The sequence below is a fragment of the Mycobacterium sp. E2327 genome (genome assembly GCF_001672675.1).
GTDB lineage: Bacteria > Actinomycetota > Actinomycetes > Mycobacteriales > Mycobacteriaceae > Mycobacterium.
The window spans coordinates 40,905-54,492 of record NZ_LZKE01000098.1; the positions used below are offsets into that span (position 1 = coordinate 40,905).

The following is a 13,588-nucleotide window of genomic DNA, read 5'->3' on the forward strand; positions in this document are numbered from 1 at the left end:
AGCGTGGAGTGGTGCCATCACCGAGCAACATGCCCCGCACGGTCGGCGAACTGCGCGCCGCCGGCCACCGCGAGCGGGGAGTCAAACAGGAAATCCGCGAAAACCTGCTGACCGCGCTGGCTGAGGGGGACGAGGTCTGGCCCGGAATCCTGGGCTTCGACGACACCGTACTGCCCCAGCTGGAGCGCGCGCTGATCGCCGGTCACGACTTCGTGCTGCTGGGCGAACGCGGCCAGGGCAAGACCCGGCTGCTGCGGGCGCTGGTCGGGCTCCTCGACGAGTGGACACCCGTCATCGACGGCGCCGAGCTGGGCGAACACCCCTACCGGCCGATCACGCCCGAGTCGATCCGGCGGGCCGCGACCCTGGGCGACGACCTGCCGGTGGCCTGGAAGCACCGCAGCGAGCGCTACACCGAGAAGCTGGCCACACCCGACACCAGCGTCGCCGACCTGGTCGGCGACATCGACCCGATCAAGGTCGCCGAGGGCCGCAGCCTCGGTGACCCGGAGACCATCGCCTACGGGCTGATCCCGCGCGCACACCGCGGCATCGTCGCGGTCAACGAGCTGCCCGACCTGGCCGAGCGCATCCAGGTATCCATGCTCAACGTCATGGAGGAGCGCGACATCCAGGTCCGCGGCTACACGCTGCGCCTGCCGCTGGACGTGCTGGTGGTCGCCAGCGCCAACCCCGAGGACTACACCAACCGGGGCCGCATCATCACCCCGCTCAAGGACCGGTTCGGCGCCGAGATCCGCACCCACTACCCGCTGGAGCTCGACGCCGAGGTGGGCGTGATCGTCCAGGAGGCGCACCTGTCCGCGCAGGTGCCCGACTATCTGATGCAGGTGATGGCGCGGTTCGCCCGCTACCTGCGCGAGTCCAACTCGATCGACCAGCGATCCGGGGTGTCGGCGCGGTTCGCGATCGCGGCGGCCGAGACCGTCGCCGCCGCCGCCCGGCACCGCGGCGCGGTGCTGGGGGAGACCGACCCGGTGGCCCGGGTGGTCGATTTGGGCACGATCATCGACGTGCTGCGCGGCAAGCTGGAATTCGAGTCCGGCGAGGAGGGCCGCGAACAGGCCGTGCTGGAGCACCTGTTGCGCCGCGCGACCGCCGACACCGCGGCCCGCGTGCTGGGCGGGATCGACGTCGGCGCCTTAGTGGCCGCGGTCGAGGGCGGCTCCGCGGTCACCACGGGTGAGCGGGTGTCGGCCAAGGACGTGCTGGCCGCCGTGCCCAACCTGCCCGTCGTGGACAAGATCGCCGCCAAGCTACACGCCGAATCCGAGGGCGAGCGCGCGGCGGCATTGGAATTGGCGCTCGAGGCGTTGTACCTGGCCAAGCGGATCGACAAGGTGTCCGGGGAGGGCCAAACCGTCTATGGCTAAACCTGTTTCGAGGGGGCATTCGTCGCGATACTCCGCGTACACCGGCGGGCCCGACCCGCTGGCGCCGCCGGTAGATCTGCGCGAGGCGCTCGAACAGATCGGCCAGGACGTCATGGCCGGCACCTCGCCGCGGCGCGCGCTCTCGGAGCTGCTGCGCCGCGGCACCAAGAACATGCCCGGCGCCGATCGGCTGGCGGCCGAGGCGAACAAGCGTCGACGGGACTTGTTGCGCCGCAACAACTTGGACGGCACCCTGCAAGAGATCAAGAAGCTGCTCGACGAGGCCGTGCTGGCCGAACGCAAGGAGCTGGCCCGCGCGCTGGACGACGACGCCCGCTTCGGCGAGCTGCAGCTGGACGCGCTTCCGGCGTCGCCCGCCAAGGCCGTCCAGGAGCTTTCCGACTACGACTGGCGCAGCGGCGAGGCCCGCCAAAAATACGAGCAGATCAAGGATTTGCTCGGCCGCGAGATGCTGGACCAGCGCTTCGCCGGGATGAAGCAGGCCCTGGAGGGTGCCACCGACGAGGATCGCCAGCGCGTCAACGAGATGCTGGACGACCTGAACGAACTGCTGGACAAGCACGCCAAAGGCCAAGACACCCAGCAGGACTTCGAAGACTTCATGGACAAGCACGGCGAGTTCTTCCCGGAGAACCCGCGCAACGTCGACGAGCTGCTCGACTCGCTGGCCAAGCGCGCCGCGGCGGCGCAACGCTTCCGCAACAGCCTGAGCCCCGACCAGCGCGCCGAGCTGGATGCGTTGGCGCAGCAGGCATTCGGTTCACCGGCGTTGATGGAGGCGTTGGGCCGACTCGACGCCCATCTGCAGGCGGCGCGGCCGGGCGAGGACTGGACCGGCTCCGAGCAGTTCTCCGGCGACAACCCGTTCGGCATGGGCGAAGGGACGCAGGCGATCTCGGACATCGCCGAGCTGGAGCAGCTGGCCGAGCAGCTGTCGCAAAGCTACCCGGGCGCCACCATGGATGACGTCGACCTGGACGCGCTGGCGCGCCAGCTCGGCGACGAGGCGGCCATCGACGCGCGCACACTCGCCGAATTGGAACGCGCCCTGGTCAATCAGGGCTTCCTGGACCGCGGTTCCGACGGCCAGTGGCGGCTCTCCCCGAAGGCGATGCGCCGGCTCGGCGAGACGGCGCTTCGCGATGTGGCGCAACAGCTTTCGGGTCGCCACGGCGAGCGCGACCATCGGCGCGCGGGCGCCGCGGGCGAGTTGACCGGCGCGACACGGCCCTGGCAGTTCGGTGACACCGAGCCGTGGAACATCCCACGCACACTGACGAACGCGGTGTTGCGGCGGGCGGGAACCGCGCCCGTCAAGGGGGCGGACGGCGCTGTCTCGCTGCGGATCACGGTCGACGACGTCGAGGTGTCCGAGACGGAGACCCGCACCCAGGCCGCCGTGGCGCTGTTGGTCGACACGTCGTTTTCGATGGTGATGGAGAATCGCTGGCTGCCGATGAAGCAGACGGCGCTCGCCCTCAACCACCTGGTGTGCACGCGTTTTCGCTCGGATGCCCTGCAGATCATTGCCTTTGGGCGGTACGCCCGGACGGTGACGGCCGCCGAGCTGACCGGCCTGGAGGGTGTCTACGAGCAGGGCACCAACCTGCATCACGCGCTGGCGCTGGCGGGTCGCCACCTGCGCCGGCACCCCAACGCACAGCCCGTCGTGCTGGTGGTGACCGACGGTGAGCCGACCGCTCACCTGGAGGACTTCAACGGCGACGGTTCGGCGGTGTTCTTTGATTACCCGCCGCATCCGCGGACCATCGCCCACACGGTGCGCGGATTCGACGACATGGCACGGCTCGGCGCGCAGGTGACGATCTTCCGGCTGGGCGACGACCCCGGTCTGGCCCGGTTCATCGATCAGGTCGCGCGGCGCGTCGAGGGCCGCGTCGTGGTGCCCGACGTCGACGGCCTGGGGGCCGCCGTGGTGGGCGACTACCTGCGGTCGCGGCGCCGTCGGTAAATCCCTTCAGTGGAATAGATACTTCCCCGACCGGGTAGTCGGGCGAAGAAGGAGGAGACGCATGAGCAACGTTCCAACGATCGAACTCAACGACGGTGTGCGCATCCCACAGCTGGGCTTCGGCGTGTTCCAGATCAAGCCGGACGAGACGGCCGCCGCCGTCAAGCGCGCCCTCGACATCGGATATCGGCACATCGACACCGCGGAAATGTACGGGAACGAAAGGGAAGTCGGCCAAGGCATCCGCGACGCCGGCTTGGACCGCGCCGACGTTTTCGTCACCAGCAAGCTCAACAACGGCTTCCACAAGCCCGACGATGCGCGCCACGCATTCGACAAAACGCTGGAGGCCCTGGACTCCGACTACGTGGACCTGTTCCTCATTCACTGGCCGCTACCCACCCTCTACGGCGGGGACTTCGTCTCCACCTGGAAGGTCCTCGAGGAGTTCGCGAAAGACGGCCGCGCTCGCAGCATCGGCGTGTCGAACTTCCAGGTCGAGCATCTGGAGCGCCTCGCCGCGGAAACCGAAACGGTCCCGTCGGTCAACCAGATTGAGGTTCATCCGTACTTCACCAACGAGCAGGTCCGCGGCTACGGGCGTGACCACGGCATCGTCACCGAGGCGTGGTCGCCGATCGCCCAGGGCAAGGTGCTCGGCGACCCGGTGATCAACCGCATCGCCGACGCGCGCGGCAAGTCGCCGGCCCAGGTGGTGTTGCGCTGGCACATTCAGCGCGGCGACATCGTCTTCCCGAAATCGGTCACGCCGGAACGGATCCGGGAGAACTTCGAGCTGTTCGACTTCGAACTGGACGGCTCCGACATGGACGCGATCACGGCGTTGGACAAGGGAGAAGCGGGCCGCAGGGGCCCCAATCCCGACAAGTTCGACTACATTCCGGGCTAGGGTCGCTCAGAGCGGTTGGGGCGCAACGCGTCTAACGGGGCCGGCGGGCCTTGCGCTTGATGCCCACCCCGCCCCAGAGCGAGAAGCCGCGAATGTTCACCTTCGGCGCGCCGGGCGTGCCCTGGCCCAGCACCGTGTGGTCGAAGCCGCCCATCACGCCGCGGCCGTGGATCTCGACGTTGACCTCGGGTGGCAGCAAGATGTTCTGCGCGCCCATGATCGAGATCGCGTGGATGTCGACCTCGGTGGAGGTGAAGTCGGCGTAACGCAGGTCCACCACCCCGGTGCCCCAAAAGGTGAAGGTGGTGAGCTTCTTCGGGACGTTCCACCGGCCGCGCCGCTCGAAATTGCTCATCAGGGCGAGCAGCAATGTCGACGGCGCCGGGTTGGGCTTGCCGCCCCGGCGGGGGCTTAGCATCGTGCCCGGCAGGTCGGCCCTGAGCTCGTCGAGCTCCTCATAGGTGGTAGCCGCGTAGGCCTTCGTCAGGCGGTCTTCGTAGTCCTTCATCTGCAGGCGGCCCTGTTCGGCCGCATAGGTGAGCAACTGCGCGACCTGGATGCGATCCGTGTCGGCCGCGCGGGACGGTACGTCGCGCGCGGCCTCCGTCTCGCCGGCGTCACGCTGCGCTGAGTTGCTCATCATCCACGAGCGTACGACGTAGAAGTTTTGCTGCAAGGGGGTTGGCTAAACTGCAACGTTCATCCCAGGTCAAGCCCGGGCCTGGGGGCTTGTTGCCGCAGGTCGCGCCGCCCCGTTAGACGTTTGCCCAACTGGGTGGGCGCTTCTGCAGGAACGCCAGCATGCCTTCGCGGGCTTCGTCGGAGACGAACAGCCGGGCCGATTCTTCGGTGAGACGTTCGGCGTCGCGGTCGAACCCGTCGAGGACGGCGGCGGTGGTCAGCGCCTTCGACGCGGCGAGGCCCTGCGGCGACCCGCGGCTCACGTCGGCGACGACCTTCGCCACCGCGGCGTCCACATCCTCGGCCGCGATGGTGACAAGACCGATCTCGGCGGCCGCGGCCGCATCGAACGTCTCGCCGGTCAGGTAGTAGCGCGCCGCTGCGCGCGCCGACAGCTTCGGCAGCAGCGTCAGCGAGATGATCGCCGGCGCCACGCCGATCCGGGCCTCGGTCAGCGCGAAGGTGCTGCGCGGCCCGGCGATCACAATGTCGCAGGCGCCGACCAACCCGAACCCGCCGGCGCGGACGTGCCCGTCGATCGCGCCGACCACCGGCAGCGGCGCGGCCACGATGGCGCGCAACAGCGCGGTCATCTCCCGGGCCCGCGCCACGGCCATGTCGTAGGGGTCGCCCGCGCCGGCCTCAGAAAGGTCCGCCCCGGCGCAGAAGGTGCCGCCGGTGTGGCCCAACACGACCACCCGCACGTGCGGGTCCGTGGCAGCGTCGCGGAGACCCCGATGCAGTTGATCGACAAGGGCCGTCGACAGCGCGTTGCGGTTATGCGGCGAATTCAGCGTCAGCCGGGCGACATGCCCGTCGACCGAGTATTCGACGACGGCGTCCATCAGTACGACCGGGGCAGGCCCAACGACGTCTGCGCGACGAAGTTCAGCACCATCTCGCGGCTGATCGGGGCGATCCGTCCCAGCCGGGCCGAGGCGAGCATCGCCGCCACCCCGTACTCCTTGGTCAACCCGTTGCCGCCCATCGATTGCACCGCCTGGTCGACCGAGCGGGTGGCCGCCTCGGCCGCGGCGTACTTGGCCATGTTGGCGGCCTCGGCCGCGCCCCCGTCGTCGCCGTTGTCGTAGAGCGTCGCGGCCTTCTGCATCATCAGCTTGGCGAGTTCGACCTCAATGTGGCACTGCGCCAACGGATGTGAGAGGCCCTGGTGCGCTCCGATCGGCGTGGACCAGACCTGTCGCGTCTTGACGTAGTCGACGGCCTTGCTCAGCGCGCACCGCGCCATGCCCACCGAACTGGCCGCGCCCATGATCCGCTCGGGGTTCAGCCCGGCGAAAAGCTGTGCGATGGCGGCATCTTGGGCTCCGACGAGCGCGTCGCTGGGCAGCCGGACGTCGTCCAGGAAGACCTGGAACTGGCGCTCGGGGCTGATCAGCTCCATCTCGATCGGGGTGTAGGTAAAACCCGGTGCGTCGGTCGGCACCACGAACAGCGCCGGGCGCAGCTTGCCGGTCTTCGCCTCCTCCGTGCGGGCCACCACCAGCACCGCCTGCGCCTGGTCGATGCCGGAAATGTAAACCTTCTGGCCCTTGAGAATCCAGTCGCCACCGTCGCGACGGGCGGTCGTGGTGATCTTGTGCGAGTTGGACCCGGCGTCGGGCTCGGTGATCGCGAAGGCCATCGTCAGGGTCCCGTCGGCGATGCCGGGAATCCAGCGCTTTTTCTGCTCGTCGGTGCCGAACTTGCTGATGATGGTGCCGTTGATGGCCGGTGAGACCACCATCAGCAGTAGCGCGCTGCCGGCGGCCGCCATCTCCTCCATCACCAGCGACAGCTCGTACATGCCGGCGCCGCCGCCGCCGTATTCCTCGGGCAGGTTCACCCCGAGGAAGCCTAATTTGCCTGCCTCGGACCATAATTCGTTGGTGTGTTCGTGCGCGCGGGCCTTCTCCAGGTAATACTCGGCGCCGTAGTTGGACGCCCACTCCGACACCGCCTTGCGCAGCGCCCGGCGCTCCTCGTTTTCGATGAAGCTGCTGTCGGTCACTGTGAATCTCCTTCTGATTCGGGCGCTTCCACTCTTGCCAGGACGGCGCCCACTTCGACTTGTTGACCGGTTTCGACGTTGAGCTCGGCGAGCATGCCGTCCGACGGCGCGGTGATGGTGTGTTCCATCTTCATCGCCTCCAGCCAGATCAGAGGCTGGCCGATCGCGACGGTGTCGCCGACGGCGGCGCCGACGCGGATGACGTTGCCGGGCATCGGCGCCACCAGGGAACCCTTTTCGACGGTCGAGCCCGGCTCGGGGAAGCGCGGCAGCGCGACCAGGCGAACGGGCCCGCGGGCCGAATCGACGTAGACGTCTTGAAGATTGGGACCGTACCGCCGCACCGCGAAGGCGAGTTCCACCCCGTCGGCGGCGAGCACGACCCGATCCGGCGCGGCGGAGATCAGCCCCACGGACGGGTGGTTGGGCAGCGTCAAACCAGTTCTGGTGAAACGGTATTCGACGTGGTGCTCGGTGTCGCCGTCGTCGCGGTAGGCCTTGACCTGATAGCCCGAAGCCAGGTTGCGCCAGCCGCTGGGCAGCGAGCCGAGGACCCCGGAGTTCTTCGCGGTGGCGCGGTTGTGCGCGGCGTCGGCAAGGGCTGCGGCGACGGCGGAGAGCCGGATCGTGGCGTCGTCGGCCAGCGGCGCGGACAGCTCCGCCAGGCCGTGCGTGTCGAAGAACGCAGTGTCGGTGGCGCCGTCGAGGAACGCCGGGTGGCGCAGGACGTTCACCAGCAGTTCGCGGTTGGTGCGCACGCCGTGCAGGCGGGCGCGGGCCAGCGCGTCCGCCAGCACCAGCGCGGCTTGCCGCCGCGTCGGGGCGTAGGAGATGACCTTGGCGAGCATCGGGTCGTAGTGGATCGACACCACCGAGCCGTCGACGATCCCGGAGTCCAGCCGGATCCCGGTCCGGTGGCCTAGCGGGCCGAACTCGGCTCGGACCGCCGGCACGTCGATCGCGTGCACCGGCCCGGCCTGCGGCTGCCAGCCGTGCGCGGGGTCCTCGGCGTAGAGCCGAGCCTCGATCGAATGTCCCTGGGCCGCAGGAGGTTCAGCCGGCAGGCGACCGTCGGCGGCGACGTCCAGTTGCAGCTCGACCAGGTCCAGCCCGGTGGTTTCCTCGGTGACCGGATGCTCGACCTGCAGCCGGGTGTTCATCTCGAGGAAGTAGAACTCGCCGTCATCATCGGCGAGGAACTCGACCGTGCCGGCGCCGGTGTAGCCGATCGCGCCGGCGGCCAGCCTTGCCGCGTCGAACAGCTTGGCGCGCATCCCCGGCGTGCGTTCCACCAGGGGCGAGGGCGCCTCTTCGATGATCTTCTGGTGGCGGCGCTGAATCGAGCACTCCCGTTCCCCGACCGCCCACACGGTGCCGTGGGTGTCGGCGAGGACCTGGACCTCGACGTGGTGTCCAGTGGGCAGGTAGCGCTCACAGAACACGGTCGGGTCGCCGAACGCCGACTGGGCCTCGCGCCGCGCCGCCGCGACTTCGCCCGCCAGGGCAGACAATTCGCGCACCACCCGCATGCCGCGACCGCCGCCGCCCGCCGACGCCTTGACCAGCACCGGCAGCTGAGCGTCCGTGACCGTGTCGGGGTCCAGTTCCTCGAGCACCGGAACGCCCGCCGCGGCCATCAGCTTCTTGGACTCGATCTTGGAGCCCATCGCGCGCACCGCATCCACCGGCGGCCCCACCCAGGTCAGGCCCGCGGCCTGCACTGCGGCAGCGAATTCAGCGTTCTCCGAGAGGAATCCGTAGCCGGGGTGGACCGCGTCGGCGCCGGCCGCGCGGGCCGCGGCGATGATCGCCTCGGCGTTCAGATAGTCGATGGTGTTGGGCAGCCGCACCCGGGCGTCGGCCTCGGCGACGTGCGGCGAGGCGGCATCGGGTTCGGTGTAGACGGCGACGGTGCCCAGGCCCAGCCGACGGCAGGTGGCGAACACCCGCCGGGCGATCTCGCCCCGGTTGGCGACCAGCACTCGAGTGACCATGGGGCTCACATCCGGAAGACGCCGAAGTTCGACGTTCCTTTGATCGGGCCATTGGCGATGGCGGACAAGCACATTCCCAGCACGGTGCGGGTATCGCGGGGGTCGATCACGCCGTCGTCGTAGAGCATGCCGGAGAGCACCAGTGGGAGCGACTCGGCCTCGATCTGGCCCTCGACGGCGGCCCGCATCGCGGCGTCGGCCTCCTCGTCGACCTGTTGCCCGCGGGCTTCGGCGGCGACCCGGGCCACGATCGACAACACGCCGGCGAGTTGGGCGCCGCCCATCACCGCGGATTTGGCGCTGGGCCAGGCGAACAGGAATCGAGGGTCATAGGCCCGCCCGCACATGCCGTAATGTCCGGCGCCATAGGACGCTCCGATGAGCAGCGAGATGTGCGGCACCGTCGAGTTGGACACGGCGTTGATCATCATCGAGCCGTGCTTGATCATCCCGCCCTCTTCGTAGTCCTTGCCGACCATGTAGCCGGTGGTGTTGTGCAGGAACAACAATGGCGTGTCCGAGCGGTTGGCCAGCTGGATGAACTGGGTGGCCTTCTGGGACTCCTCGCTGAACAGCACCCCGCGCGCGTTGGCCAAAATTCCGAGCGGGTAGCCGTGCAGCCGGGCCCAGCCGGTCACCAGCGACGACCCGTACATGGGCTTGAACTCGTCGAAATCCGAACCGTCGACGATGCGGGCGATCACCTCACGCGGGTCGAACGGGATGCGCAGGTCGGCGGGCACGATGCCGATCAGTTCCTCGGCGTCGAACAGCGGCTCGGTGATCGGCCCGGGCGCGGGCCCCTGTTTGACCCAGTTCAGCCGCGACACGATGCGCCGCCCGATGCGGATCGCGTCCAGCTCGTCGACGGCGAAGTAGTCCGCCAACCCCGAAGTGCGGGCGTGCATTTCGGCACCGCCGAGCGACTCGTCGTCGGACTCTTCCCCGGTGGCCATCTTGACCAGCGGGGGACCGGCGAGGAACACCTTTGAGCGTTCCTTGATCATCACCACGTGGTCGGACATGCCGGGGATGTAGGCGCCGCCCGCGGTGGAGTTGCCGAAGACCAGCGCGATGGTCGGGATGCCGGCCGCCGAGAGCCGGGTCAGGTCCCGGAACATCTGCCCGCCGGGGATGAAGATCTCCTTCTGGGTGGGCAGGTCGGCCCCGCCGGATTCCACCAGCGAAATCACCGGCAGCCGGTTCTGGAAGGCGATCTGGTTGGCGCGCAGGATCTTTCGCAGCGTCCACGGGTTGCTGGTGCCGCCCTTGACGGTCGGGTCGTTGGCGACGATCAGGCACTCCACGCCCGACACCACGCCGATGCCGGTGACGGTGCTGGCACCGATCTGAAACGCACTGCCGTACGCGGCCAGCGGGCTGAGCTCCAGGAACGGCGAGTCCGGGTCGACGAGCAGCTCGATGCGTTCCCGGGCGGTCAGCTTGCCGCGGGCGTGGTGACGCTCGACGTACTTCGCGCCCCCGCCGGCGAGCGCCTTGGCCAGCTCGGCGTCGATCTCCTCGAGCCGTTCGGCCGCGGTCGACGCTGCGTCCGTGAAGGCGGCGGAGTTGGGGTCGAGGGTGGACTTCAGGACGGTCACAGCCACCGCCGACGATGCAGAGCTGAGCGATGAGGAGAAGGCGGTGCAATCACGATTGGAATCCCAGTGTTTTGGCGGCCAGTGCGGTCAGGATCTCGGTGGCTCCGCCGCCAATGCCCAGGATCCGCATGTCCCGGTATTGGCGTTCGACTTCGGATTCGGCCATGTAGCCCATGCCGCCGAACAGCTGCACGGCCTGGTTGGCCACCCATTCGCCGGCCTCGACGGCGGTGTTCTTGGCGAAACACACGGACGCGATCAGGTTCGTCTCGCCCGCGAGCTCGCGCTCGACCACGTTGCGCGCATACACCCGCGCCACGTCGATGCGGCGGGCCATCTCGGCCAGCGTGTTCTGCACCGACTGCCGCGAGATCAGCGGCCGGCCGAACGTCTCCCGGTCGCGGCACCAGGCCACCGTGATGTCCAGGCACCGCTGGGCGCTCGAATACGCCTGCGCGGCAAGGCCGATCCGCTCGGACACGAACGCCTGGGCGATCTGGGCGAATCCGCTGTTTGCCGCGCCGATCAGGTTGGCCGCCGGCACCCGCACATCCGTATAGGACAGCTCGGCGGTGTCGGAGGACCGCCAGCCCATCTTGTCCAGCTTGCGGGTCACCTCGAAACCGGGCGTTCCCTTCTCGACCACCAGCAGCGAAACCCCGGCGGCGCCAGGGCCTCCCGTGCGCACCGCGGTGACGACGTAGTCCGCGCGGACCCCGGAGGTGATGTAGGTCTTGGCGCCGTTGACGACGTAATGGTCGCCGTCGCGGACGGCGCTGGTCCGCAGGTGCCCGACGTCGGAACCGCCACCGGGCTCGGTGATGGCCAGCGAACCGATCTTCTCGCCGGCCAACGTGGGCCGGACAAAGGTGTCGATCAGCCGCGCGTCGCCGGAGGCGATCATGTGTGGCACCGCGATGCCCGAGGTGAACAGCGACGCGAAGACGCCGCCGGGGGCGCCGGCGGCGTGCACCTCCTCGCAGATGACCACCGCGTCGGCGCCGTCGCCGCCACCGCCGCCGACCGATTCGGGAAAGCTCGCGCCCAGCAGCCCGGCCGCCCCGGCCCGGCGGTGCAGCTCGCGCGGCAGCTCGCCGGTGCGCTCCCACTCGTCGGCGTGCGGCAGAATCTCGCGTTCGGTGAAGGCGCGCACCGTCTTTCGCAGCTGTTCGCGCTCGGGCGTGGTCCAGATACTCACAGGAGGCTCTCCGGGATGTCGAGGTAGCGGCCGCGCAGCCATTCGCCCAGCCCCTTGGCCTGCGGATCGAATCGCGCGTTGTAGGCGACGCCCTGGCCCAGGATGCCGTCGATGACGAAATTCACCGCGCGCAGGTTGGGCAGCACGTGCCGGGTGACGTCGAAGTCGGCCGCCTCCGGCAGCAACTCCTTGAGCTTCTCGACGGTCAGGGTGTGGGCCAGCCAGCGCCAGTGGTCGTCGGTGCGCACCCAGACGCCGACGTTGGCCGACCCGCCCTTGTCACCGCTGCGGGCCCCCGCGATGCGGCCCAGCGGCGCCCTGCGCACCGGGCCGGCCGGCAACGGCTCGGGCAACGGCGGGGGGTCGGCGGGAGCAAGTTCCAAAGTGTCGGTCGCGCAAGGAATCTCGACGCGGGCGCCGTCGGCGTGCACGGCGAGGTGCGGGACTTCCTTGGCGTCGACGTAGCCCGCGGTGAAGACGCCGTAGACCTGACCGTCGCCGGGCGGGGCCGTCACGTGGAAGCCGGGATAACTGGCCAACGCCAGTTCCACTGCCGCGGAGGAGAACTGGCGTCCCACGTTGGCGGGGTCGGGGTCGCGGACCACGCAGTGCAGCAAGGCGCTGGCGGCCTCTTCGGTGTCGGCGTCGGGTTTATCGGTGCGCGCCAGCGACCACTGGAGTTCCGCCGGCTTGACCGTCAAAGCGGACTCGAGCTGCCGGCGCATCAGGTCGGCCTTGGCCTCGATGTCCAGGCCGGTCAGCACGAACGTCATGGCGTTGCGGAACCCGCCGATGCTGTTCAGCGATACCTTCAGCGCGGGCGGCGGCGGTTCGCCGCGCACGCCGCTGATGCGTACCCGGTCCGGGCCGTCCGCAGTCAGTTCGACAGTGTCCATCCGGGCGGTGACGTCGGGGTTGGCGTAGCGGGCGCCGGTGATTTCGTAGAGCAATTGCGCGGTGACGGTGTCGACGCTGACCAGGCCGCCGGTGCCGGGATGCTTGGTGATGACCGAGGAGCCGTCGGCGTGCACCTCGGCGAGCGGGAAGCCGGCGTGAGTCAGGTCCGGAATCTCCGTGAAGAACGAGTAGTTGCCGCCGGTGGCCTGCACGCCGCATTCGATCACGTGGCCCGCGACGACGGCGCCGGCGAGCCGGTCGTAGTCGGAGGGGGCCCAGCCGAAGTGGGCCGCCGCCGCCCCGACGATCACCGAGGCGTCGGTGACCCGGCCGGTGACGACGACGTCGGCGCCGTCGTTCAGGCAGTCCACGATTCCCCACGCGCCGAGGTAGGCGTTGGCGGTCAGCGGCGTTCCCAACCCCAGCTCCGCCGAGCGGGGCAACAGGTCGTCGCCCTCCACGTGCGCGATGCGCGCCGGGACACCCAGGCGCTCGGCGAGCGCGCGGATCGCGTCGGCCAGCCCGGCCGGGTTGAGGCCGCCGGCGTTGGCGACGATGCGCACCCCGCGGTCGCGGGCCTCACCCAGGCAGTCCTCGAGCTGTGTCAGGAAGGTCTTGGCGTAGCCGCGCTCCGGGTGCTTCATCCGGTCGCGGCCCAGGATCAGCATGGTCAGCTCGGCCAGGTAGTCGCCGGTGAGGTAGTCGACGTCCCCGCCGGTGAGCATTTCGCGCATGGCCGAAAGCCGGTCGCCGTAGAAGCCCGAACAGTTCGCGATGCGGACAGCGCCGGAAGCAGAGGCCATGCGCGTCCTCCATTCGTGGGCATATCGGTGACCGCGAACCAACCAACCACTCGGTAGGTTAGCGGGTACCCGCGGTGTCGCGTCAAGGATGCCCGGTCCACGGCGG

10 protein-coding genes are annotated in these 13,588 nt (G+C 69.2%); 3 read left to right on the plus strand and 7 right to left on the minus strand.

Annotated features, from left to right (window positions below):
* The first annotated feature begins 29 nt into the window (after positions 1 to 29).
* From A5712_RS10515 to A5712_RS10525, 3 genes are all read left to right on the plus strand, one after another.
* Positions 30 to 1,394, plus strand: coding sequence for an ATP-binding protein (locus A5712_RS10515; RefSeq protein WP_156766508.1), 1,365 nt, complete (start codon positions 30 to 32; stop codon positions 1,392 to 1,394).
* Positions 1,387 to 3,387: a VWA domain-containing protein gene (locus A5712_RS10520; protein WP_068104200.1), complete on the plus strand. Its 2,001-nt coding sequence runs from the start codon at positions 1,387 to 1,389 to the stop codon at positions 3,385 to 3,387. Before A5712_RS10515 ends, A5712_RS10520 begins: the two co-directional genes overlap by 8 nt.
* Positions 3,388 to 3,448: 61 nt before the next feature.
* Positions 3,449 to 4,297, plus strand: a complete 849-nt coding sequence (locus tag A5712_RS10525; protein ID WP_068104202.1) for an aldo/keto reductase — start codon at positions 3,449 to 3,451, stop codon at positions 4,295 to 4,297.
* A gap of 31 nt (positions 4,298 to 4,328) precedes the next feature.
* Here A5712_RS10525 and A5712_RS10530 read toward each other — a convergent pair whose 3' ends face one another.
* From A5712_RS10530 to A5712_RS10560, 7 genes are all read right to left on the minus strand, one after another.
* Positions 4,329 to 4,937: a DUF1707 domain-containing protein gene (locus A5712_RS10530; protein ID WP_068104282.1), complete on the minus strand. Its 609-nt coding sequence runs from the start codon at positions 4,935 to 4,937 to the stop codon at positions 4,329 to 4,331.
* Between the two features lie 115 nt (positions 4,938 to 5,052).
* Positions 5,053 to 5,823 (minus strand): enoyl-CoA hydratase family protein, encoded by a 771-nt coding sequence (locus A5712_RS10535; RefSeq protein ID WP_068104205.1) that lies wholly within the window; start codon positions 5,821 to 5,823, stop codon positions 5,053 to 5,055.
* On the minus strand, positions 5,823 to 6,989 hold the full coding sequence (locus A5712_RS10540) for an acyl-CoA dehydrogenase family protein (protein ID WP_068104207.1): 1,167 nt from the start codon (positions 6,987 to 6,989) through the stop codon (positions 5,823 to 5,825). Before A5712_RS10540 ends, A5712_RS10535 begins: the two co-directional genes overlap by 1 nt.
* On the minus strand, positions 6,986 to 8,983 hold the full coding sequence (locus A5712_RS10545) for a biotin carboxylase N-terminal domain-containing protein (protein ID WP_068104208.1): 1,998 nt from the start codon (positions 8,981 to 8,983) through the stop codon (positions 6,986 to 6,988). Before A5712_RS10545 ends, A5712_RS10540 begins: the two co-directional genes overlap by 4 nt.
* 5 nt (positions 8,984 to 8,988) lie before the next feature.
* On the minus strand, positions 8,989 to 10,584 hold the full coding sequence (locus A5712_RS10550; protein ID WP_068104210.1) for an acyl-CoA carboxylase subunit beta: 1,596 nt from the start codon (positions 10,582 to 10,584) through the stop codon (positions 8,989 to 8,991).
* Between the two features lie 49 nt (positions 10,585 to 10,633).
* A complete protein-coding gene (locus A5712_RS10555) occupies positions 10,634 to 11,782 on the minus strand; it encodes an acyl-CoA dehydrogenase family protein (RefSeq protein WP_068104212.1) in 1,149 nt (382 codons plus the stop codon).
* The gene (locus A5712_RS10560) at positions 11,779 to 13,482 is read right to left on the minus strand and encodes an acyclic terpene utilization AtuA family protein (RefSeq protein WP_068104214.1); all 1,704 of its coding nucleotides are present in this window, start codon (positions 13,480 to 13,482) and stop codon (positions 11,779 to 11,781) included. The genes A5712_RS10555 and A5712_RS10560 overlap by 4 nt, the downstream gene beginning before the upstream one ends.
* Between the last annotated feature and the right edge of the window lie 106 nt (positions 13,483 to 13,588).

Excerpts from the sequence above, each read along its gene's own strand:
- A5712_RS10525 (WP_068104202.1), top strand. The coding sequence starts at position 3,449 with ATGAGCAACGTTCCAACGATCGAACTCAACGACGGTGTGCGCATCCCA.
- A5712_RS10520 (WP_068104200.1), top strand. The coding sequence starts at position 1,387 with ATGGCTAAACCTGTTTCGAGGGGGCATTCGTCGCGATACTCCGCGTAC.
- A5712_RS10545 (WP_068104208.1), bottom strand. The coding sequence starts at position 8,983 with ATGGTCACTCGAGTGCTGGTCGCCAACCGGGGCGAGATCGCCCGGCGG.
- A5712_RS10530 (WP_068104282.1), bottom strand. The coding sequence starts at position 4,937 with ATGAGCAACTCAGCGCAGCGTGACGCCGGCGAGACGGAGGCCGCGCGC.
- A5712_RS10560 (WP_068104214.1), bottom strand. The coding sequence starts at position 13,482 with ATGGCCTCTGCTTCCGGCGCTGTCCGCATCGCGAACTGTTCGGGCTTC.
- A5712_RS10515 (WP_156766508.1), top strand. The coding sequence starts at position 30 with ATGCCCCGCACGGTCGGCGAACTGCGCGCCGCCGGCCACCGCGAGCGG.
- A5712_RS10535 (WP_068104205.1), bottom strand. The coding sequence starts at position 5,823 with ATGGACGCCGTCGTCGAATACTCGGTCGACGGGCATGTCGCCCGGCTG.